At 69.4% G+C, this 23,351-nt stretch carries 23 protein-coding genes and 3 pseudogenes; 14 read left to right on the forward strand and 12 right to left on the reverse strand.

The window, feature by feature from the left end; genetic code table 11:
• The first annotated feature begins 14 nt into the window (after window positions 1–14).
• Window positions 15–725, forward strand: a complete 711-nt coding sequence (locus ACLZN2_RS45900) for a dienelactone hydrolase family protein (RefSeq protein ID WP_416985979.1) — start codon at window positions 15–17, stop codon at window positions 723–725.
• A gap of 21 nt (window positions 726–746) precedes the next feature.
• Here the strand turns inward: ACLZN2_RS45900 and ACLZN2_RS45905 are convergent, their stop codons facing one another.
• A complete protein-coding gene (locus tag ACLZN2_RS45905) occupies window positions 747–1,430 on the reverse strand; it encodes a TetR/AcrR family transcriptional regulator (RefSeq protein ID WP_416985980.1) in 684 nt (227 codons plus the stop codon).
• 123 nt (window positions 1,431–1,553) lie between these two features.
• Between ACLZN2_RS45905 and ACLZN2_RS45910 the strand changes: the two genes are divergently transcribed.
• Together ACLZN2_RS45910 and ACLZN2_RS45915 are read left to right on the forward strand one after the other, a co-directional pair.
• Window positions 1,554–4,382 (forward strand): amino acid permease, encoded by a 2,829-nt coding sequence (locus tag ACLZN2_RS45910; RefSeq protein WP_416985982.1) that lies wholly within the window; start codon window positions 1,554–1,556, stop codon window positions 4,380–4,382.
• Window positions 4,375–5,211 (forward strand): SDR family NAD(P)-dependent oxidoreductase, encoded by an 837-nt coding sequence (locus ACLZN2_RS45915; RefSeq protein ID WP_416985984.1) that lies wholly within the window; start codon window positions 4,375–4,377, stop codon window positions 5,209–5,211. Before ACLZN2_RS45910 ends, ACLZN2_RS45915 begins: the two co-directional genes overlap by 8 nt.
• Here the strand turns inward: ACLZN2_RS45915 and ACLZN2_RS45920 are convergent.
• The 7 genes and pseudogenes from ACLZN2_RS45920 to ACLZN2_RS45950 form a co-directional block, all read right to left on the reverse strand.
• Complete coding sequence (locus tag ACLZN2_RS45920; RefSeq protein WP_416986012.1) at window positions 5,189–6,223, reverse strand: hypothetical protein; 1,035 nt, start codon at window positions 6,221–6,223, stop codon at window positions 5,189–5,191. The genes ACLZN2_RS45915 and ACLZN2_RS45920 overlap by 23 nt on opposite strands.
• Window positions 6,224–6,306: 83 nt before the next feature.
• A pseudogene (locus ACLZN2_RS45925) lies at window positions 6,307–6,807 on the reverse strand (carboxylesterase family protein); the annotation flags it as partial.
• Window positions 6,722–6,979: pseudogene (locus ACLZN2_RS45930) on the reverse strand (carboxylesterase family protein); the annotation flags it as partial. The pseudogenes ACLZN2_RS45930 and ACLZN2_RS45925, both read right to left, overlap by 86 nt.
• Window positions 6,980–7,087: 108 nt before the next feature.
• Window positions 7,088–8,800 carry a (2,3-dihydroxybenzoyl)adenylate synthase gene (locus ACLZN2_RS45935; protein ID WP_416985986.1) on the reverse strand — a complete coding sequence of 571 codons (1,713 nt, stop codon included), beginning with the start codon at window positions 8,798–8,800 and terminating at the stop codon, window positions 7,088–7,090.
• A 229-nt stretch (window positions 8,801–9,029) separates the two neighbouring features.
• The gene (locus tag ACLZN2_RS45940; RefSeq protein WP_416985987.1) at window positions 9,030–9,503 is read right to left on the reverse strand and encodes a flavin reductase family protein; all 474 of its coding nucleotides are present in this window, start codon (window positions 9,501–9,503) and stop codon (window positions 9,030–9,032) included.
• 1 nt (window position 9,504) lies between these two features.
• The gene (locus tag ACLZN2_RS45945; protein WP_416985988.1) at window positions 9,505–9,813 is read right to left on the reverse strand and encodes a 2Fe-2S iron-sulfur cluster-binding protein; all 309 of its coding nucleotides are present in this window, start codon (window positions 9,811–9,813) and stop codon (window positions 9,505–9,507) included.
• A 90-nt stretch (window positions 9,814–9,903) separates the two neighbouring features.
• Window positions 9,904–10,293, reverse strand: a complete 390-nt coding sequence (locus tag ACLZN2_RS45950) for a winged helix-turn-helix transcriptional regulator (protein ID WP_416985990.1) — start codon at window positions 10,291–10,293, stop codon at window positions 9,904–9,906.
• Between the two features lie 89 nt (window positions 10,294–10,382).
• Here ACLZN2_RS45950 and ACLZN2_RS45955 point away from each other — a divergent pair, with 89 nt between their 5' ends.
• On the forward strand, window positions 10,383–11,234 hold the full coding sequence (locus tag ACLZN2_RS45955) for an NAD(P)H-binding protein (RefSeq protein WP_416985991.1): 852 nt from the start codon (window positions 10,383–10,385) through the stop codon (window positions 11,232–11,234).
• Between the two features lie 68 nt (window positions 11,235–11,302).
• Here the strand turns inward: ACLZN2_RS45955 and ACLZN2_RS45960 are convergent, their stop codons facing one another.
• A complete protein-coding gene (locus ACLZN2_RS45960) occupies window positions 11,303–11,926 on the reverse strand; it encodes a TetR/AcrR family transcriptional regulator (protein ID WP_416985992.1) in 624 nt (207 codons plus the stop codon).
• A gap of 303 nt (window positions 11,927–12,229) precedes the next feature.
• Between ACLZN2_RS45960 and ACLZN2_RS45965 the strand changes: the two genes are divergently transcribed.
• The 5 genes and pseudogenes from ACLZN2_RS45965 (at window position 12,230) to ACLZN2_RS45985 (ending at window position 16,636) form a co-directional block, all read left to right on the forward strand.
• Complete coding sequence (locus tag ACLZN2_RS45965) at window positions 12,230–12,499, forward strand: FAD-dependent oxidoreductase (RefSeq protein ID WP_416985993.1); 270 nt, start codon at window positions 12,230–12,232, stop codon at window positions 12,497–12,499.
• Entirely contained in the window at window positions 12,453–13,586 is a 1,134-nt protein-coding gene (locus ACLZN2_RS45970) for a flavin-containing monooxygenase (protein WP_416985994.1), read from the forward strand. Before ACLZN2_RS45965 ends, ACLZN2_RS45970 begins: the two co-directional genes overlap by 47 nt.
• 21 nt (window positions 13,587–13,607) lie before the next feature.
• A pseudogene (locus ACLZN2_RS45975) lies at window positions 13,608–14,269 on the forward strand (SDR family NAD(P)-dependent oxidoreductase).
• Window positions 14,270–14,280: 11 nt separating this feature from the next.
• Window positions 14,281–14,922 (forward strand): hypothetical protein, encoded by a 642-nt coding sequence (locus ACLZN2_RS45980; RefSeq protein ID WP_416985996.1) that lies wholly within the window; start codon window positions 14,281–14,283, stop codon window positions 14,920–14,922.
• A 151-nt stretch (window positions 14,923–15,073) separates the two neighbouring features.
• Window positions 15,074–16,636 (forward strand): long-chain-fatty-acid--CoA ligase, encoded by a 1,563-nt coding sequence (locus tag ACLZN2_RS45985; RefSeq protein WP_416985997.1) that lies wholly within the window; start codon window positions 15,074–15,076, stop codon window positions 16,634–16,636.
• A 10-nt stretch (window positions 16,637–16,646) separates the two neighbouring features.
• On the opposite strand, the gene ACLZN2_RS45990 is transcribed toward ACLZN2_RS45985, so the two are convergent.
• Window positions 16,647–17,333: a GntR family transcriptional regulator gene (locus ACLZN2_RS45990; RefSeq protein ID WP_416985998.1), complete on the reverse strand. Its 687-nt coding sequence runs from the start codon at window positions 17,331–17,333 to the stop codon at window positions 16,647–16,649.
• 137 nt (window positions 17,334–17,470) lie between these two features.
• On the opposite strand from ACLZN2_RS45990, the gene ACLZN2_RS45995 reads away from it, so the two are divergent.
• The 3 genes from ACLZN2_RS45995 (at window position 17,471) to ACLZN2_RS46005 (ending at window position 19,446) form a co-directional block, all read left to right on the forward strand.
• Window positions 17,471–18,466, forward strand: coding sequence for an amidohydrolase family protein (locus ACLZN2_RS45995; RefSeq protein WP_416986000.1), 996 nt, complete (start codon window positions 17,471–17,473; stop codon window positions 18,464–18,466).
• A gap of 183 nt (window positions 18,467–18,649) precedes the next feature.
• The gene (locus ACLZN2_RS46000) at window positions 18,650–19,033 is read left to right on the forward strand and encodes a TetR/AcrR family transcriptional regulator (protein ID WP_416986002.1); all 384 of its coding nucleotides are present in this window, start codon (window positions 18,650–18,652) and stop codon (window positions 19,031–19,033) included.
• Window positions 19,030–19,446 carry a hypothetical protein gene (locus ACLZN2_RS46005; RefSeq protein WP_416986010.1) on the forward strand — a complete coding sequence of 139 codons (417 nt, stop codon included), beginning with the start codon at window positions 19,030–19,032 and terminating at the stop codon, window positions 19,444–19,446. The genes ACLZN2_RS46000 and ACLZN2_RS46005 overlap by 4 nt, the downstream gene beginning before the upstream one ends.
• Here the strand turns inward: ACLZN2_RS46005 and ACLZN2_RS46010 are convergent.
• Window positions 19,347–20,018: a DNA-binding response regulator gene (locus ACLZN2_RS46010; RefSeq protein WP_416986004.1), complete on the reverse strand. Its 672-nt coding sequence runs from the start codon at window positions 20,016–20,018 to the stop codon at window positions 19,347–19,349. The genes ACLZN2_RS46005 and ACLZN2_RS46010 overlap by 100 nt on opposite strands.
• 72 nt (window positions 20,019–20,090) lie before the next feature.
• Here ACLZN2_RS46010 and ACLZN2_RS46015 point away from each other — a divergent pair, with 72 nt between their 5' ends.
• Window positions 20,091–20,939 (forward strand): aldo/keto reductase, encoded by an 849-nt coding sequence (locus ACLZN2_RS46015; RefSeq protein WP_416986006.1) that lies wholly within the window; start codon window positions 20,091–20,093, stop codon window positions 20,937–20,939.
• A gap of 35 nt (window positions 20,940–20,974) precedes the next feature.
• The gene (locus ACLZN2_RS46020) at window positions 20,975–21,865 is read left to right on the forward strand and encodes an SDR family NAD(P)-dependent oxidoreductase (RefSeq protein ID WP_416986007.1); all 891 of its coding nucleotides are present in this window, start codon (window positions 20,975–20,977) and stop codon (window positions 21,863–21,865) included.
• Window positions 21,866–22,086: 221 nt separating this feature from the next.
• Here the strand turns inward: ACLZN2_RS46020 and ACLZN2_RS46025 are convergent.
• Window positions 22,087–23,279, reverse strand: a protein-coding gene (locus tag ACLZN2_RS46025; protein WP_416986009.1) for an IS3 family transposase whose coding sequence is annotated in 2 segments (ribosomal slippage) — window positions 22,087–23,015 and window positions 23,015–23,279 — 1,194 coding nt in all. Because the reading frame shifts where the segments join, the coding sequence is not laid out codon by codon here.
• Window positions 23,280–23,351: the final 72 nt, after the last annotated feature.

Consider the following 23,351-nt stretch of genomic DNA (forward strand, 5'->3'; position numbering starts at 1 on the left):
TGGAGTGAAGTGACATGACCGAACGCCCCAGGACGACGGGTGCCCCTGCCCAGCAGAACGTGACCTTCCCCAGCGCGGGGAGCACCGCGCACGGCTACTTGGCCCTGCCTCCCTCCGGGCGCGGGCCCGCCGTGATCGTGATCCAGGAGTGGTGGGGCCTGACCGACCACCTCGCCGACATCGCGGACCGCCTGGCCGCCGAGGGCTTCGTCGCACTCGCCCCCGACCTGTACGGAGGCAACGTCGCGCACGACTTCCAGGAAGCCCGCCGCATGATGCAGTCCCTGCCCGTCGACCGCGGTGTGGAGCTGCTGTCCGGCGCGGTGGACTACCTCCTGTCGCGCCCCGAGGCCACGACGGACGTGGCCGGCTCGATCGGCTTCTGCATGGGCGGAGGCTTCGTCCTCTACCAGGCGGCCGTGGACCCCCGGATCACCGCGGCGGTCCCCTTCTACGGCGTCATCAACGGCGAACTCCCCGACTTCTCCGGCCTGAAGGCCGAGATCCTGGGGCACTACGCGGAGACCGACGTCACCGTCTCGCAGGAATCACTGGACGAGCTGCGCCGGATCATCCCTGAGCAGTCGGGCATCACGCCGGACATCCACATCTACCCGGCTCAGCACGCCTTCTTCAACGACAGCCACCCCGAGGTCTACCACGCGGAGTCGGCGGCGAAGGCCTGGGAGAGGACCCTGGAGTTCCTGCACAAGCGCTTGGGGTGACACCCCGGCGGCATCAATGGATCAGGCACCGACGTCCGGAGCGTCCGCGACGACGTCGGTGCCTTTTTCCTTGGTGCCCTTTTCCTTTACCCGCAGGACGGTGTCGAGCAGCAGGTCGAGCACCTCCTCGGCGCGGGTCCCCTCGGGATCGGCCAGCCAGGCGAGGGCGAGTCCGTCGAACGTGATGGCCATGAACTGCGCCACCGCGGCCGCCTGTTGGGGCTCGACGTCCTTGAGCGCGGGGGCCAGGGCCTGGGCCGCCAGCTCGCGGTAGCTGCGGTACTGGTCGCGGGCGAGCTCGCGCATCGACGGGCTGCGCAGCGCGAGCGCGGTGAGCTCGTAGTACCCGAGCTGGTGGCCCGGATCGTCACCGGTCACCTCGGCCCACGCGGCCCACAAACCCGTCCGCAGATCCTCCGCGGTCGCGCCACCGCCCGGCCGGTCGGGCATGCCGGCCGACTTCTCCAGACGCTCGACCATCGAGCGGACCACCTCGTGGAGGAGTTCGTTCTTGTCGGCGAACCAGTAGTGGACGGTGCCCTGGGGTACGCCGGCCTCCTCGGCGATCTTGCGCGTGGTCGCGGCGCCCACGCCCTCCCGTCCGATGACCCTGATCGCCGCGGCGACGAGTTCCTCGCTGGTGGCCCGCTGTGCGCGTCGGCGCTTGCTGGGTGACAGTACGGGCTCGGCGGGCTCGGCGCTCATGGGCCTCAGTCTCGCACGACGTATCGATTTGGTCACCTGACCAATAAATCTGGTCAGATGACCAAATCGATGCGTACGCTCACAGCCCACCAGCCTCGCCGAGCAGCAGGAAGAGGAGGATCTGTGAGCACCGTTCAAAAGAGCGAACGCCGTGTGCTGTCCACCCGCCGGGTGGTTTTTCTGGTCATCGCCGCCGCGGCCCCCATGGCCGCCATCGCCGGCAACGCGCCCCTCGCGCTCGTCCGCGGCAACGGCATCTCGCTGCCCGCCGCGTACGTCCTCGCGGCAGCGGTCCTGTTGTGCTTCGCCGTCGGCTACTCGGCGATGAGCAAACGGGTCACCAACGACGGCGCGTTCTACGTCTTCGTCGCCCGCGGCCTGGGCAAGCCGGCCGGCGTCGCCACCGCGTACGTCGCCGCCCTGGGTTATCTGGCCCTTTCGGTCGGCATGGCCGCGGTGTTCGGCTATTTCACCTCACTGGTGCTCGCCCAGTCCGGCGTCGACGTCCCCTGGGGCGTGCCCACGGCGGTCGGGGTGGTTGTCGCGGCGGTGTTCGGGCACCGCAGCGCGGACGTCTCGGCGCGCTTCCTCGGTGTCCTGATGGTCCTCGAGTTCGCGGTCCTGCTCGTCCTCGACGTCCTCGTCGTGGGCGACCGGGGCGCCGGCGCCCTCCCGGCCGAGTCCTTCTCGCCGGGCCAGCTGTTCGGCGGCTCGCTGGGCATCGCGCTGATGTTCGCCTTCACGAGCTTCGTCGGCTTCGAATCGGCGGCGCTGTACGGCGAGGAGACCAGGGACCCGGCCCGCAGCATCCCCCGCGCCCTCTACATCTCGGTGAGCTCGATCGCCGTCTTCTACGTCCTCACCGCCTGGGTCGTGATCGGCGGCGCGGGCGGCACGGCGGCGCCCGAGCGGGCCCGCAAGGACCTCGGCAACCTCGTTTTCACACTCGCCGAGCAGTACGGCGGCACCGCGCTCCTGGACGCCGCGGCGGTCCTGCTGTGCACCAGCGTTCTGGCCTCCTGGATCGCGCTGCACAACGCCGCGAGCCGCTATCTCTTCGCGCTCGGCTGGGAGCAGGTCGCACCGCGCGTCCTCGGCCGCTACCACCCGGTCCATCGGAGCCCGCACATCGGCAGCGCCGTCGTCACCACGGTCACGGCCGGTGTCGTCGGCGTCATGGGCCTGGCGGGCGCGAGTCCCTACGAGACCATCGCCGCGGCGGTCGTCGGCATGGGGACGCTGTCAATCGTCCTGGTCCAGGCGTTCACCGCGCTGGCGGTCATGGTGTTCTTCCGCGGCCGCGCGGACCGGCGGACGTTCTCGGGAGTCGTCGCGCCGGTCGTCGGCGTCCTCGGCCTCGGTACGGCGTTCGTCCTGGCCTCCGTCAACTACGCGACCCTCACCGGCACGGACAACCCGTTGATCAACGTCGTCCCGGTCCTCATCGTCGTCACCGCCGTCGCCGGCGTCCTCGCGGCCCTGCGACTGCGCTCGCGCCGCCCGCTCGCCTACATCCAGCTCGCCGGCACGACCAACCGGCACCGCCCGGACGCCCGCGCGCCGCACGAGCGGCCGGCGTACACCCGCCGCTACTGCGTCGTGGGTGCCGGCCCCGCCGGGATGATCATGGCTCGCAACCTGCTCCGCGAGGGCGTCCCCTTCGACTGGTACGAGCGCAACCCGGACTTCGGCGGCATTTGGGACCCCGACCACGAGGGCAGCCCGATGTACGACAGCTGCCACTTCATCAGCTCCAAGTACACCAGCGGTTTCTACGGCGCCCCCATGCCCGCGCACTTCCCGGACTACCCGGGCTGGCGCGAGATCCGTGACTACATCAGGGACTTCGGCCGCCAGTACGACCTCCACCGGCACGTCAGCTTCGGCACCGAGGTGACCTCCGCCGAGCCGCTCGCCGACGACCGCTGGCGGGTCACGCTGTCCGACGGCACGGTCCACGAGTACGACGGCCTCATCTGCTGCCCCGGCGTCACCTGGCACCCCAACGAGGTGCAGCTCCCGGACCAGGAGGTCTTCGAGGGAACCGTCCGGCACTCCGTCACCTTCCGCGACGGCCTGGAGTTCCGCGGCAAGCGGGTCCTGATCGTCGGCGCCGGCAACTCGGGGGTCGACATCGCGTGCGACGCCGCCCGGCACGCGGACACCGCGTATCTGTCGGTCCGGCGCGGCTACCGGTTCGTGCCCAAGCACGTCGCCGGACTGCCCACCGACGCCGTGCTCAACGGGAAGCTCGACCCGCCCAAGGGCGTCGTCCTCACCAGCGACGTCAACGCGATGCTCGACACCCTCGTCGGCGACCTGACCCGGTTCGGACTGCCCGCACCGGACCACGACGCCCTCAGCAGCCACCCGATCATGAACACCCAGGTGCTGCACTACCTCGCACACGGCGACCTCGTCGCCCGGCCCGACATCGCCCGGCTCACCGCGACGGGCGTGGTGTTCGGCGACGGCAGCGAGGCCGAGGTGGACGAGATCGTCCTCGCGACGGGCTACGAGTACCGGATGCCGTTCCTCGACCCGGCCCTGCTGGAGTGGCGGCACGGCCACCCGCAGCTCTACCTCAACGTCTTCTCCCGCGAGCTGGACTCCCTGTACGTGCTCGGGTTCGTCGAGTTCGCGGACGCCGCCTATAAGCGGTTCGACGAGATGGCCCAGCTCGTGATGATCGACATCAACGCCCGCGAGACCGGCCTCCGCAAGGACGAGTTGACCGAGCTCAAGCGCACCGACACCCCGGACCTGCGCGGCGGCGTCAAGTACCTCGACAGCCCGCGGCACACCAACTACGTCGAGCGTTCGACGTACATGGCCTACCTCGCGCGGCTCCGCGACCGGTTCGGCTGGCACGACGTCGACGACCACACCTACGACGGTCTGCGCGCCGACGCGACCTCCACCGCCTCGCCCAAGGAGTCCAGCCATGTCTGACCGCACCCCCCTCGCGCTCGTCACCGGTGCCGCCGGCGGGATCGGCGAGGCGGTCTGCCGCCGGCTCGCCGCGTCGGGCCACATCCTGCTGTGCGTCGAACGCGACGAGGCACTCGCCGAGAAGGCGGCCCTCGCGGCGGGCCCGCGGGCCGTGCCCGTCGCCTGCGACCTGTCCGACCGCGACGCGGTCGCCGCGCTCTGCGCCCGCGTCGAGGACGAGTGGGCCGACAGCCTGGACGTGGTCCTCCTCAACGCCGGAGTGATCGTCCCCGGGGACGCCGTCGACGCCTCGACGGCCCAGCTGCGGCTCCAGCTGGACGTGATGCTCGGGTCCGTGATGGAACTTGCGGCCTCCGCGGCCCGCGCCATGAAGGCGCGCGGCCGGGGGCACATCGTGGCCACGGTGTCGATGGGCGGCGTCATCGCGCTCCCCGGCTCGGCGGCCTACTCGGCGGCCAAGGCGGGGCTGCGCGCCTACCTCGCGGCGCTCAGCTGCGAACTGCGCGGCACCGGAGTCGCGGTCAGCGGAATCTACCCGAGCGCCGTCGACACCCCGATGCTCCTCCACGAGGCGACCCACGACGGCAGCCTCCTCAACTTCCTCGGCAAGGTGAGCACACCCGAGGAGGTGGCGAAGGTCTTCGACCGCGCGCTCCGCAAGCGCCGCCTGGAGCACTACGTGCTCTACAGCGACTCGGTCCTGTGCCGGGTCCTGGAGTCGTTCCCCTGGCTGGTCCCGCCGATGCTCGGACCGGCCGAGGCGATCGGCCGCCGCGGCCGGGCCAAGTATCTGGCGCGCAAGGGCATCATCGAGGGGCGCACCGGCTGAGTCCGGTCGGCAGGGAACTCGCGCCGCCGGGGCGGACGTCGTCATCACGACGCCCGCCCCGGAGCGTCGGTGCCGTTGTGCCAGGTGCCGCTGGACGGCGCGACGCCATGTGCTCGTGCTGCACAGAGCTGCCTGCCGAGCCGTTAGGGAGGATCTCCAGGAGGCGGTCCAGGTCGCTCCGGCTCAGCTCGACGTCGGCGGCACCGGCGTACTTCCGGTGGCGCTCGGTCTGCGGGTGTCGGGATCGGGACGATGTCCTCGCCTTGGGTGAGCCGTCGGGCCAGCGCGAGCTGGGCCGTGGTGATGCCCTTGCCGGCGGCGAGTTCACCGAGCCGCTCGACTGCGCGCACGTTGTGGGGGTATCCCTTTCCCTGCCGGCGCTCGTCCCGGCAGGGAATGTCACCGTCGGGTACTGGTCGGAGGGCCGGATCACACCGGTGAGGAAGCGCGACCGAGCGGGGGAGTACGGCACGAGTGCCCAGCCACCGCGCACCGGCAGGATCTTCTTCTCGACCCCGCGTTCGAAGACGGAGTGCTCGTACCTTAGGGCCGAGACCGGGGTGACGGCGTGGGTGCGGCGGATGTGGTTCGGACAGATGTTGTTCGGCCCGAAGTACAGACGATGCGGCCGGTTCGCAGATGGCGCAGGCTGTTGTCGGCGACCTTCCAGGGCAGTGGAAGCGTGTCTGGGGAAGGCGGATCGCGTCGAGGACCAGTCGAACCGGTAGAGCCAGGTGGGGAGTTGATGCGCCGCCCGGGAATCGGCGAGGGCGAGGGAGGGGCCGCGGAAGGTGAGGTCGGTACGCACCTGGCTCACGGGCAGGTCCGGTGGTAGGGCGGCCCGCATGGCGGCGTTGGCCGCGTCCCGGGTGAAGCCGATGAGCAGCGGCACCGCGGAGGCGGAGCCCTCGGCGAAGGCCCGCTCCACAGGGAGCGGGACCACTGTGCCGTCGGCGAACGGCGCGAGGACCATGCCGGGCGCGGACTCCTCGCCCGGCACTCGGGCGAGCAACGCGTCCTGGAGTCCGAGGAGTTGGTCATCGGCGAGGTGACTTGCGTGGCGGCTGTCGCCGGGACGCCGGTCCGTCGGGCGAAGCGCTCGGCAACGGCCAGGGCGTCGGCGGGGAGCTGTTCCCGCTTCGCACCGTCCGACATCGATATCGCACCCCGAAACAGTCCGCGCGCGGCAGGGGCGGCGAGCAGTGTCTGGACGGTGCCGCCGCCCGGGGACTGCCCGGCGACCGTGACCTCGGCCGGGTCCCCGCCGAACGCCGTGATGTTGTCCCGCACCCACTCCAGCGCTGCGATCCAGTCGAGGACACCACGGTTGTCGGGGGCGGCGGCGAGGTGCAGGGAACCCTCGACACCGAGGCGGTAGCCGATGGAGACCACGACGATTGCGTCCCGGGGTAAGGAACGGCCGTCGAACCAGGGGCTCGCGGAGCAACCGGCGAGGAAGACTCCCCCGTGGATCCTCACCAGCACCGGGAGCCCGGCGCCCGGGGACGGATCAGGAGCGAACACGTTGAGGTTCAGGACGTCCTGGCCGGGAATGACCGGCTCGGGCATCAGCTCGGCCGGACCGGGCGTGGAGATCGCCCGGCGCTGTACGGTGGGACCGAAGCGGGTCGCGTCGTGCGGCTCGGTCCACGGCCGGGGCGGGAGCGGAGCGGCGAAACCGAAGCGCGCCGACCGGGGGCCGGGCGTACGGGATGCCGAGGAAGCGTGCGACAGGGCCGTGCCACTCTCCGCGGACGGGGCCGTCGGAGAGCGTGACGAGGTGGGGTGGGGCACGAAGGAGCCTTTCAAGGACCGCAGTTGACGTCCTGTGCTGGCGTGGTTCCGGCGTAGGCCGGAGGCCCGCGGGTACGAGAGATCAGCATGACGTCGCTGAGCCGTGGTGGTGTTCGGCGTGGAGGATGTCCGCGATCCGACGCCTGAGCGCACGCTTGTCGATCTTGGACACGTTGGTCATGGGGAATTCGCCGCACGCCTCGATCCGCTCGGGCCACTTGAACTTGGCGACACCGATCCCGTCGAGGAACCGCTGGACCTCGGCGAGATCGGGGGCCTGTGCCCCGGGCCGGGGGACGACGAACGCGCAGGAGCGCTCTCCGAGCCGCTCGTCGGGCATGGCCACCACGGCCACCCGCTCCACGGACGGGTGCCGGATGAGCAGATGCTCGATCTCCGCGGCGTTCACCTTCTCGCCGCCCCGGTTGATCAGATCCTTGAGCCGGTCCTCCAGCGCGTAGCAACTGCGGTCACCGCTGCGCACCTCGACGACGACGTCCCCGGTGCGATAGAAGCCGTCGGAGGTGAAGGCCTCGGCGTCGCGTTCCGGCGCCCGGAAGTAGCCACGGATCGTGTACGGGCCCCTGGCGCACAACTCGCCCCGGCCGCCCGGGGGTACGGGGATCTCCGTACCCGGTTCGTAGACGCGTACCTCGTCAAGCGGGGAGACCGGCGCCCCGACGGTGCGGTGCCGGATCTCGGGCGGCGCGGAGAGCGGCGTGACCATGCACAGACCCTCACCCATGCCGAATGACTGGATGACCCGGCACGACGGGTTCTCGAAGGCGGCCACGATCTCGGCGGTGAGTGGCCCGAGCACCCAGTTGACGATCCGGAGTGAGCACAGTGCGTCACGCAGGCCGGGGTTGTCGAGCACCATGGTCGCCAGGGACGGGGAGAGCGTCATGTGGGTGATGTGCGGGGCCATCGCCCGGAGTTGGGTGGGATCCGGGGCACCCAGCGCGAAGCAGCCACCGACGGCGTGCGCGGCGTGCAGGCCGGAGACGATGCCGGCGTTGTGCACCATGGGCAGCAGATGCGCGAAACAGCCCGTGGCGTCGAGCCCGTTCGCCTCGGCGACGGCCCGCGCGTTGTACCAGTACTCGGTGTGCAGACGGGGGATCAGCTTGGGGGCGCTGGTGGTGCCCCCGGAGAGTTGCAGGACGGCCAACGACTCGGCGGGGACGGCCCGTTGGATGTCCTCCACGACGGAGCGCGCGGTGCCGCCACCGCCCGGGTGAGCGGACTCCAGTTCCTCCACGGCGTACGCCCCGGCGCTCGGCCGCCCCGCGCCGATGGTGAGCAGCCATCGCAGCGTGGGCTGACATCGGGCCGTCTCGGAGGCGAGAGCCACCAGGTCGTGACTGGCGAATCCCGGCTCGACGAGGTGGGCCACGGGAGCGGTCTGACGGGCGATCTCGACGATCTCGTGCCGGCGATGCTGGGCCAGCGTGGCAACCGGTACTGCCCCGGCCTTGAGCAGCCCGTACCAGGACAGCACGGTCCACAGGCGGTTCGTCACCTGCATCAGCACCCGGTCGCCCGGCCGCAGGCCCAGTGCGCTCAGGCCGACGGCGATCCGGTCGCTGCGCCGGTCGAGTTCCGCGTAGGTGAGGCACGCGTCGGCGGTGAGCACCGCGGGCCGGTCGGGATACGCGTCCGCGACCGCGCGGAACTGCTGGGCCAGGGTGCGGTCGGACCAGTAGCCGACGGCGCGGTAGCGACGTACCGCCTCCTCGGGAAACGGAACGAACCCTGCTTCCGAAGTCGACGCTGACTCGGAGACGGTCTTCATCGGCCTGCCTGCTTCCTGTGCCCAGGTGACCAACAGCGATATTTTCCAGAGTGGTGACCTTTCTACGACGGTGTCAATGCGGCGGATGAACGCGGACCGCCGCTTCCCGCCCGGCCCTCGAGCTGAGCTCTGCGGAGCAGGGGTCCGCTTGTCGTCCTTCATGGCAGCGCTTGGCGACTTGAGGGGCAACCACTCATCCGCGAGGCCGGTTCGCGCGGCTGTGACGGTCTCAGCGCTCGACGGCGCGCGCGTACTGTCCGCGGTGGAAGAGCAGGGGACGGGCGCCCGGCGCCGCGTCGAGGTCGTGGACCCGGCCGATGGCGATGGAGTGGTCCCCTCCGTCGTACTCGGCGTTCAGCGTGCAGTCGAGCCAGGCCAGGGCGTCCGGGAGCAGTGGCGAGCCGTTGGGCGAGGCTCCGAACTCGACACCCGCGAACTTCGCGCCGCCGGAGACGGCGAACCGGCTGCTCAGCGTCTCCTGGTGATCCGCGAGGATGTTCACGCAGAACCTGCCCGAACGCCGGATCTCCGGCCAGGTCGTCGACGACTTGGCCGGGCACAGGACGATCAGCGGCGGATCGAGGGACAGGGAGGAGAAAGACTGGCAGGTGAACCCGACGGGCCCCGCGTCCGTCGTCGACGTCACCACGGTCAGCCCTGTGCAGAAGTGGCCGAGCACCCTGCGGAACTTCTTCGTGTCCACGTCAGCTGCGGGGTGCGACGGTCATCTCGATCCCGTCGAGTTCCGGTGTGTACTCGATCTGGCAGGTCAGGCGGGAGTTGTCCTGACGGTGGGGGAGTTCGGCGAGCCGGTCCTCCTCCAGTTCCTCGACGGCCGGCAGCCGGTCCAGCCACTCCTGCTCCACGTAGACGTGACACGTCCCGCAGACCGCGTTGCCGTTGCACAGGCCGATGATCCCGATCTTCTGGTGGCGCAGGTCCAGCATCAGGGGCTTGCCCTCGGCGGGCTCGAACTCGGTCCGGGCGCCCTTGAGGTCATGGATGATCAACATTCGACGGCTCCTCGTGACAGCTGAATCATCGCAGCAGTCAACTATCTTACGTGAGTGTAGATAGCCGTCAAGGGGTGACGGGCCGGCCGGTCACGCCCGTCCCGCGTCGTACCCCCCGCGCGCCTTCTCCACCGCCGGCATCCGTTCCTCCGTCCACCGCGCGAGGGCGCGGATCTGTTCCGCGGCCTCGCGGCCCAGGTCGGTGAGGGAGTAGTCCACGTGGGGCGGGATCACGGGCTTGGCGTCGCGTCGGACCAGGCCGTCACGTTCCAGCGTCTGCAAGGTCTGCGTGAGCATCTTCTCGGTCACCCGGCCGATCGCCCGGCGCAGTTCGCCGAAGCGGTAGGGGCGGCCCAGCAGCGCGATCAGGATCAGGACGCCCCAGCGGCTGGTGATGTGCTCCAGGAGCAGCCGCTCGGAGCACATCGTCGGGCCGGCGTGCCATGCGGGCTCCACGGGAGCCGTTTCACTTACCTTCATGCCAGTACCCTACTTCGAAGTCGGTACTGCCCAAACGAAAGTGCCCATCCTAGGGTGAGTTCAGAACCACCCACAAGGAGAGTCCGATCATGAGCATCGTCGTCACCGGAGCCACCGGAAACCTGGGCCGTCTCGTCGTCGAGGGACTGCTGGAGAAGGTTCCGGCCGACCAGGTCACCGCCGTCGTCCGCAGCGCGGAGAAGGCCGCCGACCTCGCCGGCCGCGGGGTGCGGATCGCCGTCGCCGACTACACCGCACCCGAGACCCTGCACGGTCTCTTCTCCACGGGCGACAAGGTGCTCCTCGTCTCCAGCCCCGAGTTCGAGGGTCGCTTCGGCAAGCACAGGGCCGTCCTCGACGCCGCGCGTGCCGCCGGAGTCGCCCTCTTCGCGTACACCAGCGCGCTCTCCGCCCTGAGCAGCTCCCTCGCCGACGACCACCGGGAGACCGAGGCGGCGATCATCGCGTCCGGACTGCCCTACGTACTGCTGCGCAACGGCTGGTACAACGAGAACTACACCGAACAGCTCGCACCGGTCCTGGAGTACGGCGTCGTCACCCAGGCCGCCGGCGAGGGCCGCGTCGCCGCTGCCGCCCGCGCCGACTACGCCGCCGCCGCGGTCGCCGTACTCACCGGCGAGGGGCACGAGGGCAGGGCGTACGAGCTGAGTGGCGACACCGCGTTCGGCTTCGCCGACTATGCCGCGGAACTCAGCCGGCAGACCGGCAGGGAGATCGGATACAACGCCGTCTCCGCCGAGGCCTTCACCGGCATCCTGACCGGCGCCGGCCTCTCCGCACAGGTCGCGGCGATCCTGGTCGACGTCGAGGCGTCCATAGCGAAGGGCGAGATGGCCGGCACGCCCGGCGAGCTCTCCCGGCTCATCGGACGATCCACCACGCCTATCGGCGATTCGATCACCGTCGCGCTGAAGAACTGAGGCCCGGAGAACCGGCTACCTGGCATCCCCGAGCAGCCGCACACTCCTGACGGGTGGTGCGGCGTCGGTCATTCCGGGCGCTCGACCGGTCCGCCGTCCACGGGTGCCGTGAGTGAAGTGAGCATGACGGCGAACGCGTCGAGTGACGCGGTCGCCGTCTCGGAGTCGCGGTCGGCGAGCCAGTTGAGCATTGAACCGTCGATGACGACGGAGAAGAGCCGCGCCAGCGCGGGCTGGGACACCGTCCAGCGGACACCGGCCTTGTCGGCGACGAACTGGAGATACTCGCTCGCCTGCCGTGCGTAGTCCGCGTACTCGTGAGAGGCGATGGACGCCGTCTCCGTGCCGCGCAGCGCGTGCACCAGGAGCTCGTACGACAGCAGTTGTACGTCCGTGTCCGCCATGCCGATCCCGAGAACGGCCCGCAGCCCCGCGCGCAGGTTGTCGGTCAGGTCGCGCGTGCCGTCCCAGGTGGCGCACGCGGCTTCCACCATGTCCGTGACATGGTGCCGGATCAACTGCTCCAGGAGCTCGTCCTTGGACGTGAAGCAGTAGTGGAACATCCCGCGAGGCATTCCCGCCTCGTCGGTGATGGCGCGCGTCGAGGCCTCGGCGAGACCGTCACGGGCGATGACCCGGGAGGCTGCGTCCAGCAGCAGGTTCCGCCGCTCGGCTACGGATAGGCGTGTCATGTACTCCCCAGACTCGCGGGTGCCCCGCGAGGCGACCCCAGTTTGGGCAATTGCCCTAATGAACCTATCGGCCCTGACCTTCAGGTGTCGCCATGCCCCGCCTGTGGCGTGGCGTTAATCGGCTCTGAACCCTGATCACCTGCGGATTCTCCCCGAGGTTTCGACTGGGGCGACTGCCCGACTTTTGCGCTCTGACCCTTTGGCTAGGGCGATCGCCCTGCATCGAGCTGCTCGCAACTCAGGGGTGCGGTCCCTCATGTCGGACATGCGTGAATCCCTGGTGTCGACTCAGCAGGAGGAATCATGGGCGCAGAGATTCAGCCGACCACGCGTGTGGCGGTCGTGGGGGCGGGTCCGTCGGGCCTGATCATGGCCAGGCAGCTGAAGCACAGGGGCGTCGACGTCGTCGTGTACGAGCGGCACTCGGACGTGGGCGGCATCTGGGACCCGGAGAACCCGGGCAGCCCGGTCTACGAATCGGCGCACTTCATCTCGTCGAAGTACACCTCGGGCTTCTACGGTCCCGATGCCGGACAGCTTCCCCGACTACCCGGGCTACAAGCTGCTGCGTGACTACATCCGCGACTTCAGCTCCGCCTTCGGCCTGTACGACCACGTCAAACTGGGCACCGGTGTGGCGAAGGCCGACCTCGTGGACGGCGCCTGGCACATCACCGACACCAACGGCGACACGGCCACCTACACGCACCTGGTCGCCGCCAACGGCGTCACCTGGGAAGCCAAGCTCCCCGACTACCCCGGTCAGGACACCTTCACCGGCGAGAGCCGGCACGCCTCCACGTACCGCTACCCGGACGAGTTCAAGGGCAAGCGCGTCCTGATCCTCGGCGGCGGCAACTCGGGCGTCGACATCGCGTGCGACGCGGCTCGCAACGCGGACGCGGCCTTCTGGTCGGTGCGACGTGGCTACCGCATCCTGCCCAAGCACATCTTCGGCATCCCCCTCGACGTGTTCATCAACGAAGGCGGCGAGCCGCCGGCCGGCATCTCGATCCCCGAGGACCCGAACGAGCTGGTCGACGCGCTCGTGGGCGACCTCACCAAGTACGGCCTGCCCAAGCCCGACCACGGGGTCCTGACCTCGCATCCGCTGGTCAACGACGCGATCGTGCACCACCTCACGCACGGCGACATCGCCGGCAAGCCGGACGTCGCCGAGTTCCGCGGCGACACGGTGGTCTTCACCGACGGCTCCGAGGAGAAGGCCGACCTGGTGCTCTTCGCCACCGGCTACGACTACACGATCCCGTTCGTCGACGAGAACCTCTTCGAGTGGCACCAGGGCCACCCCCAGCTGTACCCGAACGCGTTCAACCGCGAGGTGGACAACCTCTACGTCCTCGGCTTCATCGAGTTCGCCGACGCCGCCTACCACCGCTTCGACGAGATGGCGCAGCTGATCGCCTTCGACATCACGGCCTCCGACGACGACAAGAGCCGGTTCTCCGAGCTCAAGCGCACCCATCGGCCCGACACCCGCGGCGGCATGGAGTACATCGACACCCCGCGCCACGCGAACTACGTCGAGACGCACACCTTCCAGCACGTCCTCGGTGAGATCCGCGAGCAGTTCGGCCTGACCGTCGTGGACCACGACACCTTCGCCTCGCTGCGCGCCGACCAGCCCGCCGCCCAGTAGTGACACGGAGGGACAACAACCATGAGCTTCTTCGATCTTTCGGGAAAGACCGCCATCGTGACCGGTGCCGCTTCCGGCATCGGCCTCGCCACCGCCACACGTTTCGCCTCGGCAGGGGCGAAGGTGGTCCTCGCCGACCGTAGCGACGCCTCGGAGGCCGCCGCCAGGATCGGAGGGCGTTATGTCGAGGCGGACGTCTCCGACGAGGAGTCCGTACGCGCTCTTCGACGCCGCCGCGGCAGACGGCCGGTCCACATCCTCGCGCAGGCAGCCGGCGTGATGTCGGAGTGCGAACTGACCGAGCTGGAGCGCGTGTTCCGGGTCAATGTGCAGGGCGTCCTGTTCGGTCGAAGGCATCGGTGCTCAGCCTGACGCGGGTCGCCGCCGTCGAGTACGGCCCGCTGGGCATCCGTGTCAACAGCATCTGCCCCACCTCGGTGGACACCCCGATGCTGCGCGCCCAGGAGAACGGCGAACTGGAGGCCGCGCTCTCCAAGGCCGCCGCCCCGCTGGGCACCCTCAGCACGCCCGAGCAGGTCGCCGCGCTGCTGCACTTCCTGGCCGCCGACGACTGCCCGCAGATCTCGGGCCAGGCCCTGAACATCGACGCCGGCGCGTCGGCCGGTTACAGCGGTGAACTCCTCGAGCGTCTCGTCACGTCTCTCACCTCCACAGCCATCTGAGGCGGAACACCATGGCAACACCCAGCGGAACCAGAGACCTGAGCGCCTCCCGTATCGTCTTCCTGGTCGTCGCGGCCGCCGCCCCGATGGCCGCCCTCGTCGGTGTCGTCCCGCTCCAGTGCGCCCTCGGCAACGGGGCGGGAGCACCGGGCGCCTTCGTCATAGCCGGTCTGGTCCTGCTCTGTTTCGGAGTCGGTTACGCCGCTATGGCCCGCCGGATCACCAACACCGGTGGCTTCTACACCTTCATCTGCCGGGGCCTCGGACGGACCCCCGGTGTCGCCGCGGCCTTCGTCGCGCTGATCGCCTACAGCGCGGTCGGCCTGCAACTCGTCGGCGGTTTCGGCTACTTCATGCAGATCACCTTCGCCCAGGTCGGTGTCTCCGTCCCGTGGGAGGTGTTCACCGCGCTGGGGGTGGCCGCCTCGGGCATCCTCAGCTACCGGCGTATCGACCTCAGCGCCAAGGTGCTGGGCACCCTGATGGTCTGCGAGATCGGTGTCCTGGTCATCCTGGACTTCGCCGTCGTGGGTCGGCGCGGCACCGACGCTCTGCCCCTGGAATCGTTCCAGCCCGGCACCGTCTTCACGGCCGGCCTGGCGGTCTCGCTCTCGCGGCGGCCCTCCTGGGACTCGGCTACGCCTGGTGGCTGAAGACCAACAAGCCCAGCGTCTACGGCGCGCTCGCCGCAGACGGGCACTGTGCCGTCCCGTCCGACTCCACCCCGTACACGGAGCCCGGCCCGACCCTCGTTGCCGAGTCACCCTCCACCTGACCCCACGGCACCCGCACCGGAGACACCCCGTGCTCAACCTGGCTGTTCTACTCGAAGACACCGCACGCACCCAGCCCGACCGGACCGCGGTGGTGCTGGGCGAGCGGCGCCTGACCTATGCCGAACTGGATGCCGCGGCCAACCGCGTGGCCGCGGGTCTGTTGGCCCGGGGCATCCGAGGCGGGGACCGGGTGCCGCTCAGCTGTCCCAATCTGCCGTACTTTCCCGTCGTCTACTACGGCATCCTCAAGGCCGGCGCCGTAGTGGTCCCCCTCAACACCCTGCTGACCGACCGGGAGGTGGCCTACCACCTGCGCGACTCGCAGGCGAAGGCGTACTTCTGTTACGAGGGCGGCCCCGACCTGCCGATCGGGGAGCGGGGGCGGGCCGCCTTCGAGGAGACACCGGAGTGCGGACTGTTCGTCCTGCTGACGGCGGACCCGGACGCGACGAGCTCCTGGGAATCCGGGGAGACCCTCGCCCGTTTCGTCGACGGCCACCCGGTCCTTCCAGTCTCCCGCCCGACGTCGGAGACCGATACCGCGGTTGTGCTGTACACCAGCGGCACCACCGGACAGCCCAAGGGCGCCGAACTCACCCACAGCAACCTGGTGCACAACGCCCTGCTGTGCGGGCGGCTCTTCGGCACCGTCGCCGACGACGACGTGCAGCTGGTCACCCTCCCGCTGTTCCACACCTTCGGCCAGACCGTCCAGATGAACGCCGGCCTCGCCTCGGGCGCCACCCTGGTCCTGCTGCCCCGCTTCACTCCGGGCGACGCACTTGCCTTGATGGAGCAGGAGAACGTCACCTTCTTCGCGGGCGTGCCCACCATGTACTGGGCCCTGCTCCATCACCCCGACGCCGACCGGTACGACCTGGCGAAGATCACTGCCAATCTGCGGATCGCCGTGTCGGGCGGCTCCGCACTCGCGGTTGAGATCCTCACCGGCTTCGAGAAGCGCTTCGAGGTGCCGATCCTGGAGGGCTTCGGCATGTCCGAGACCAGCCCGGTTGTCACTTTCAACCACCGGGAGCGCCCCCGCAAGCCGGGCTCCATCGGCCTGCCGGTGTGGGGCGTCGAGGTCCAGGTCCAGCGGGAGGACGGCACCGAGTCGGACGTCGACGAACCCGGCGAGATGTGTGTGCGCGGCCACAACGTCATGAAGGGCTACCTCGGACGCCCCGAAGGGACCGCCGAGGCGATCGACGATCGGGGCTGGCTGCACACCGGTGACATCGCCACCCGGGACGCCGAGGGCTACCTCTACATCGTCGACCGCAAGAAGGACATGATCATCCGCGGCGGCTACAACGTCTACCCGCGCGAGCTGGAGGAGGTCCTGCTCACCCACCCCGCGGTCAGCCTGGCCGCTGTGGTCGGCGTCCCCCACCCGAGCCACGGGGGGCAAGGCGTTCGTCGTCCTCAAGGCGGGCGCCGAACTGACCCAGGACGACCTGGCCGACTGGTGCCGGGGGACCATGGCCGCGCACAAGTACCCGCGCACAAGTACCCGCGCATCATCGAGTTCGCGGACGCCCTGCCCATGACCGCCACCGGAAAGATCCTCAAACGCGAACTCGTCCGATGACCCTGGCCGGCTACTGAACCTGAAGCGCCCCTTGCGCGATCTTCTCGTTCTCGTCGAGGTGGTCGAGTACGGCCTGGGCGACGGCGTCGGGGTCGCCTTCGCGGAAGACGGCGAGGAGGGCGGCGTGCGAGTGCTTGCGCCGCCGGTGTTCCTCGGGCCGGCTGTCCAGACCGGAGAAGGCGAGCCTGATATAGCGCTCGGCCGCGTGCCACAGGCTCTCCAGGATACGGAGATCCCAGGTGGTGGCTGCCGGGCGCAGCAGTTCGAGGTGGAAGGCGCGATGGGCGTCGTAGATCTCGTCGACGCCGAGGTCCTCGTCCCCGCACATGGAGACGAAGGCCTGGAGCCGCTGGAAGTCTGCGGCATGCAGCAAGACGCAGGAACGGCTGCCGAGTTCAGGCTCGATCCTGCGGCGCAGCCGGTAGATACCGTTCAAGTCGTCCTGGTGGAGCGGCGCGACGAGGGCGCTCTTGCCGGGCCGGGTGATGACGAGGCCCTGCGCTTCCAGTTGCCGGAGCGCCTCCCGCACCGGGATGAAGCTGACGCCGAGTTGGTCGGCGATCTCGCGCAGGGAGAAGGACTGGCCGGGGCGGAGGTTGCCGGCCAGGATCGAGTGGCGGATCTCCTTGGCGACCTGGTCCACCATGGAGGTGGGCTCCAGGGCGCGGACGTACGGTTCCCGGCTGCTCTTGGTCACGATGGGCCTCGGTTCTCGGACGGGTACGTCAGCTATGGGGGTCCGTCTGCGATCATATATCACGGGCTATTGATATAACATAGCTCAGCAATTAGCTTGTGCACGCGCGATGAAGCGCGGACCACAAGGAGCCACACATGCGAATCGCGGGTTTGGAAGAACACTTCGTCACGGCCGAAGTGCTGGAGGCCTGGCGCGGGCTCGATCCCCGATGGTGCGACGACCCGTCGTTGCGCGTGGCGTCGATGGAGCGGTACGCGCGCCCGCTGGCCGAACTGGACGAGCCGCGCGTCGCCGCGATGGACGCCAGCGGCCTGGACGTCCAGGTGCTCTCCCTGACGCCGCCGGGCCTGCAAATCCTGGAGCGGGCCGACGCCGTGGCCCTCCAGCGGGTCACCAACGACCGACTCGCCGAGGCGGTCCGGTCTCACCCCGAGCGGTTGCAGGGGTTCGCCGCGCTGGCGACCCAGTCGCCCGACGAAGCGGCCGCCGAGCTGGAGCGTTCCGTGCGGACCCTGGGCCTCAACGGAGCGATGCTGCTCGCCCGCACGCGTGAGAACAGCCTCGACCAGGCCGTCTGCTGGCCGATCTTCGAAGCCGCGCAGGCGCTCCGCGCACCGATCTACCTCCACCCGCAGACACCACCCCGGTCCGTCCGCGACAGCTACTACGACGTCGAAGACGACATGCTGAGCACGGCACTGACCCTCTTCGGGCTCGGCTGGCACTACGACACCGGAGTGCAGCTGCTGCGGCTGATCGTCAGCGGCGTCTTCGACCAGTTCCCGGATCTCCAGGTGATCGTCGGCCACTGGGGCGAGGTGGTCCTCTTCTACCTGGACCGCATCCAGGAGATCGCTCCCTTCGCGAAGCTGGACCGACCGTTGGTCGACTACTTCCGGGAGAACGTCTACTTCACGCCGTCCGGCCTGTACAGCGAGCGCTATCTGCGGTGGACGATCGAGGTGGTCGGTGCCGAGCGGGTGCTGTTCTCCACCGACTACCCCTTCGTCCCGGCTCCGCAGGACGGCGTGCGGGGCTTCTTGAAGGACGCGGCCCTGAGTGGGGCGGACCGGGAAGGGATCGCCTCCGGGAACTGGGATCGGCTGGTCTCCGGTATCCGGCGGACGTGACCTGGGACCGACGTCCCCCTTGGTTTCCATCGGGTCCATGACGGAACGCTCGCGAGACGCTGGATCAGGTACCAAGCCCGGGGACTGACGGGGGGACGGCAAAAGCGGGCCACCGGACGACGTCCTGCGAAGCCGAGGGCCGCGGCGGACACCCCGAAGCGGCCGACGGCGCGCCGGGAACTCGTGGAGAACGAGATCTTCGAGCAGGCGTCCTTGCTCTTCGCCGAGCGAGGCTTCTCCGGCACCAATCTGGGGGACATCGCGGAGGCGATGGGGATCACGCGGCCGGCTCTCTACTACTACGTGAAGAGCAAGGAGGACCTGCTCGCCAAGCTCGTGGCACAGATGACCGAGGGTCCCGCGGCGGAGATCGAGGCACTCGCCGCCGACGAGTCCCTCGATCCGGACGTGCGGTTGCGGGAGATCGCCCATCTGATCGCTTTTCAGCGGGCCAGTCAGCCAAAGCGTTTCCAACTGCTGCTGCGCTCGGAGGCTGATCTGCCCCCGGAAGCCGCCAAAGCGCACCGCGCAGGTATGCGGGTCGCCATGCTGGGCTCGTGCGTGTGATCGAAGAGGGCGTCAGGAAGGGGCAGTCCCGGCCCGTCGACGCCCGGGCGACCGCGCTGGTGGTGGCCGGCATGTGCAACTGGGTCGCCTGGTGGCACCACCCCGGCGACCACCACTTCACGGACGCCGAGGCCGCGGGACACATGGCGGATCTGGCGGTGGCCATGGTGCTGCGGCCGGAGAGCCGGACCCGGAAGCCACCGGACCCAAGGCGGCGCTCGCGCTCATCCGGCAGGACCTGGACTACCTCGAACGCATCCTGGAGGCGTGACCGCGTCCGACAGGAGTCAGGGGCTGTCCTTGAGCAATCGTGTCAACCCCGGGTCAGGCCCAGCTCGCCTGCCCGCACGCCTGCTTGGAACCGCGACTCCGCGTTGAGGGTGACGAGGAGCTCGGCCACCCGGCGCCGGTAGGTGCGCAGTGACATCCCCAGTGCCCGCGCGGCGGCCGCGTCGGTCATGCCAGAGCCCAGCGCGGACAGGACCGCACGGCCCTGCGCGCCGATCCGAGGCCGGTCCGGATCGAAGAACGCGGCAAGGTCGGTCGCGCTCTCCCACGCGGCTTCGAACAACGCGTATGCCCCGCTGACCAGCGACGGCTCGGCGCTCATCGTGTACGTCCGGTGCCGTCCGTCGTGCCCGTGAGGCGTCGCGGGCGCGGGGTCGGTGAGGACCATGGTCCGCCGGTCGATGAAGACCGTTCCCTGGAGCATCGGGGTCGCCGCGATGCGCACCTGAATGCCATGTGCCGCCAGCTCGCGCAGGGTCTCCCGGTCGCGCTCGTCGGCCAGGACGGTGGCGCTGTACAGCTTGCGGGCGTGGTGCGCGCCGTGTCGGCGGATCCGCAGGCGAGCGGCCTCGCGTGCACCTGGCCAGGTGTCGAGGTCGCGAGCGACATTGACCCATTCCGCGTCGTGAGACCCCGCCAGGGGCTCAAGGCGGGCCCGGAGCTCCAGATCTCCTCTGAGGACCATGGTCTGCGGCATACCTTCATTGTGCCTCTGGCAACAAGATGCCACGACCTGGCCCGGGGTTTCGGAGCCGTGCAGCCTGATGGCATGAGCAAAGACTTCCGCCTGGGCGGCGACCTGACCATCAACCGGCTCGGATTCGGGGCCATGCGTCTGCCGTCCCAGAAGGGCATGGGCGGCCCCGCCCGCGACCCCGAGGCTGGCCGCGCGGTGCTGGCGCGTGCCGTGGAACTGGGTGTGAACCACATCGACACCGCCGATTTCTACGCCAGCGCCGGCGGAGCGGTGCGCGCGAACACCTTGATCCGCGAGGCCCTCCAGCCCTACCCCGAGGGGCTCGTCCTGGCCACCAAGGTTGGCCCGATCGTCCGCCCCGACGGCTTCTCCCACGGCACCGCCGCCGACATGCGCGGCCTGGTCGAGGCCAACCTGGAGGGCCTGGGCGTGGACCGCCTGGACCTGGTCTACCTGCGCATCGGCTTCATGGAGCCCCCGACCGGCGAGTCGCTCGCCGAGCGCTTCGAGGCGCTTGCGGCCCTGCGCGAGGAGGGCCTGATCCGCCACCTCGGGCTGAGCAACGTCGATGCCGACCACCTTGCCGAGGCGCGTGCGATCGCTCCCGTGGCTGCCGTGCAGAACGAGTTCCACGCCAACCGGCGCGGCGACGCGGACCTGCTGGCGACCTGTGAAGAGGCCGGGATCGCCTTCGTTCCGTTCCACCCGGTGGGAGGTGGCGGCGAGTTCGAGGACGCCCGGCTGGCCAAGGTCGCCGACCGGCACGGTGCCAGCGTCCACCAGATCGGCCTGGCGTGGATGCTGGCCTCCTCGCCGGTGACCCTGGCGATCCCGGGCACGGGGTCTGTCTCCCACCTGGAGGACAACATGGCGGTCGCCGACATCGACCTCACCGCGGAAGACCTGGCCGACCTCGCCTGACCGGCGGACCACAGAAACGACCAAGGGGGCATCCCGTGACAACCATCGTGATGACGGGCGCGACCGCAGGACTGGGTGCGCAGGCCGTCCGTCATCTCGTCGCCCGGAACGACACCCGGGTCCTGGCCGGCGCCAGAGGGATCGACCGGGTCGCCCCCGAAGGTGTCGAGCTGCTTCCGTTGGACCTGGAGTCCCTGGACAGCGTCCGCGCCTTCGCGGACGACGTCAGGCACCGGACGGAAGCCGCCGGCATCGACATTCTGGTGCTCAACGCGGGTGGGCAGTTCCCGAACTCCCACCCGCGCACCCCCGACGGCTACGAGCCGACCTTCGCCGTCAACCATCTCGCCCACTACCTGCTCGCGCGCTTGCTCCTGCCCGCCATGGCCGACAACGGGCGGCTGGTCATCACCACGAGTGACACACACGACCCGGCGATCACGCCGATAGGGCCCAAGACGCTCGACCCGGAGAGGCTCGCCCATCCGCCCAAGGGCGGCGGTGTGCGCGCGTACCCGGCGTCCAAGCTCTGCAACCTGCTCACCGCACGCTCCCTGGCCGTACAGGACGAGGCACAGGCGCGTCACCTCACCGTGATCGCGTACAACCCCGGCCTCACCGGGGGGACCTCGCTGGGACGCAGCCAGCCCTGGGTGGCCCGCAAGCTCATGCCCCTGTTGCTGCCGCCGATCGCTGCGGTCCTCAGCAGATTCCGTCCCCAGTACCACCTCGGAACGCCTGAACGCGCGGGCGAGGCCCTGGCGGAGTTGGCCCTCGGCAGGGTCAGTCCGCCGTCGGACCGCGTCTACGCCTCGCTGGTCCGGGGCGAACTTACGTTCCCCGACCCGTCGGAACTGGCGCGAGACGATCGCGTGCGGGATCTCCTGTGGAGGGAGAGCGCGGCGATGGTGGGGCTCACTGTCTGACAGCGAGCGCCCATTTGACGCTCGGAAAGGGGCTTGTTGGTGTACGGGGCGGCGAATGGCCTGGTGTGTTGCAGGTTCACTGAGAGGCGGGGTGGGTGGCTTCGGTGGGGAGGCCGGGGTGTGTGAGCTGGGATTGTGTCCTGTGTGCTGAGCGGGGCTGGGTTCGTTGAAGGTAGCTCTAGTGAGCTGCCCCGAGTTTCGTAGAGTCCGGTGATCTTGTTTCAGGCGGACTGCGGGGTTTGCTCCTGGCTTCGCCAGAAGGCTTCCTCGTACTCGGCGGGCGGTACGTAGTCGAGGGCGGAGTGGAGGCGTTCTTCGTTGTACCACGTGACCCACTGGAAGATCGCCCGCTCGACCTGGTCGACGTCCTTCCAAGGGCCCTGCATCTCGATCAGTTCGGCCTTGAAGGTGCCGTTCAGGGCCTCGGCCATCGCGTTGTCATAGCTGTCCGCGACCGAGCCGACCGAGGCCGAAGCCCCGATGTCGGACAGCCGATCGGTATACCGAATTGATACGTATTGCGACCCGCGGTCGCTGTGATGTATGAGGCCGGAGTCCTTCTTGATCCGGCGTCTCCACAACGCCATCTCCAGCGCGTCCAACGGGAGTTCGGTGCGCATGTGGTTCGCGACCTGCCAGCCGACGATCATCCGGGAGTACACGTCCAGGACGAACGCCACGTAGGCCCACCCGGACCAGGTGCGGACATACGTCATGTCCGCCACCCACAGCTGATCCGGCCGCGAGGCGGTGAAGTCGCGGTCGACCAGGTCCGGCGGGCGGGGCGCCGACGGCTCCGGCACCGTGGTCCTCCGCCGCTGCCCGCGGATGACGCCCTCCAGGCCCAGCTCGGCCATCAGCCGCTCGACGGTGCAGCGGGCCACGTCGACGCCCTTGCGGCGCAGGGCCCGGGTGATCCGTCGGGCACCATAGGTGCCGCCCGATTCCGTGTGGACCTCCTCGATCAGCGGCATGAGCTGCTCATCACGGAGCCGACGGGCCGACTTCGGCCGCTTCTTGCGGGCGAAGTACGTCGACGGCGACAGCTCCAGAACCCGGCAGACGGGATCGACCCCGAGACCCTTGTCACGCAGGTGATCTATCACCTGCTCGGCCTCGTCCGGGGACGGTCGATCTCCTGGGCAAAAAACACACTGGCGGCTTTGAGGATCTCGTTCGCCCGCTTCAACTCGGCATTCTCCTTGCGGAGTTGCCTAAGCTCCTCGCGCTCGGCGGTCGTGAGCCGGTCGTCGCGTTCGCCGTGGTCGGCCTCGGCCTGGCGGACCCAGCCGCGCAGGGCCTCCTTGTGGATGCCGAGGTCTTTCGCGACGTGCGCGATCGGCCGGCCGGTGGTGCGGACCTCACGGATCGCGCGCTCGCGGAGCTCGTCCGGGTATTTACGGGGTGCTGCCATGGTGCTGGTGGTTCTCCTTCGCCAGGACCGTAGCCCTGGCATCAGGGACTCCACAAATCTCAGTACAGCTCA

The sequence above is a fragment of the Streptomyces sp. T028 genome, assembly GCF_048159505.1.
Taxonomy (GTDB): Bacteria; Actinomycetota; Actinomycetes; order Streptomycetales; family Streptomycetaceae; genus Streptomyces.

What these genes read in the sequence shown, in the direction of transcription:
- ACLZN2_RS45900 (WP_416985979.1), top strand. Translation starts at nt 15, where the DNA reads ATGACCGAACGCCCCAGGACGACGGGTGCCCCTGCCCAGCAGAACGTG.
- ACLZN2_RS45905 (WP_416985980.1), bottom strand. Translation starts at nt 1,430, where the DNA reads ATGAGCGCCGAGCCCGCCGAGCCCGTACTGTCACCCAGCAAGCGCCGA.
- ACLZN2_RS45915 (WP_416985984.1), top strand. Translation starts at nt 4,375, where the DNA reads ATGTCTGACCGCACCCCCCTCGCGCTCGTCACCGGTGCCGCCGGCGGG.
- ACLZN2_RS45935 (WP_416985986.1), bottom strand. Translation starts at nt 8,800, where the DNA reads ATGAAGACCGTCTCCGAGTCAGCGTCGACTTCGGAAGCAGGGTTCGTT.
- ACLZN2_RS45945 (WP_416985988.1), bottom strand. Translation starts at nt 9,813, where the DNA reads ATGTTGATCATCCATGACCTCAAGGGCGCCCGGACCGAGTTCGAGCCC.
- ACLZN2_RS45950 (WP_416985990.1), bottom strand. Translation starts at nt 10,293, where the DNA reads ATGAAGGTAAGTGAAACGGCTCCCGTGGAGCCCGCATGGCACGCCGGC.
- ACLZN2_RS45955 (WP_416985991.1), top strand. Translation starts at nt 10,383, where the DNA reads ATGAGCATCGTCGTCACCGGAGCCACCGGAAACCTGGGCCGTCTCGTC.
- ACLZN2_RS45960 (WP_416985992.1), bottom strand. Translation starts at nt 11,926, where the DNA reads ATGACACGCCTATCCGTAGCCGAGCGGCGGAACCTGCTGCTGGACGCA.
- ACLZN2_RS45965 (WP_416985993.1), top strand. Translation starts at nt 12,230, where the DNA reads ATGGGCGCAGAGATTCAGCCGACCACGCGTGTGGCGGTCGTGGGGGCG.
- ACLZN2_RS45970 (WP_416985994.1), top strand. Translation starts at nt 12,453, where the DNA reads ATGCCGGACAGCTTCCCCGACTACCCGGGCTACAAGCTGCTGCGTGAC.
- ACLZN2_RS45980 (WP_416985996.1), top strand. Translation starts at nt 14,281, where the DNA reads ATGGCAACACCCAGCGGAACCAGAGACCTGAGCGCCTCCCGTATCGTC.
- ACLZN2_RS45995 (WP_416986000.1), top strand. Translation starts at nt 17,471, where the DNA reads ATGCGAATCGCGGGTTTGGAAGAACACTTCGTCACGGCCGAAGTGCTG.
- ACLZN2_RS46010 (WP_416986004.1), bottom strand. Translation starts at nt 20,018, where the DNA reads ATGCCGCAGACCATGGTCCTCAGAGGAGATCTGGAGCTCCGGGCCCGC.
- ACLZN2_RS46015 (WP_416986006.1), top strand. Translation starts at nt 20,091, where the DNA reads ATGAGCAAAGACTTCCGCCTGGGCGGCGACCTGACCATCAACCGGCTC.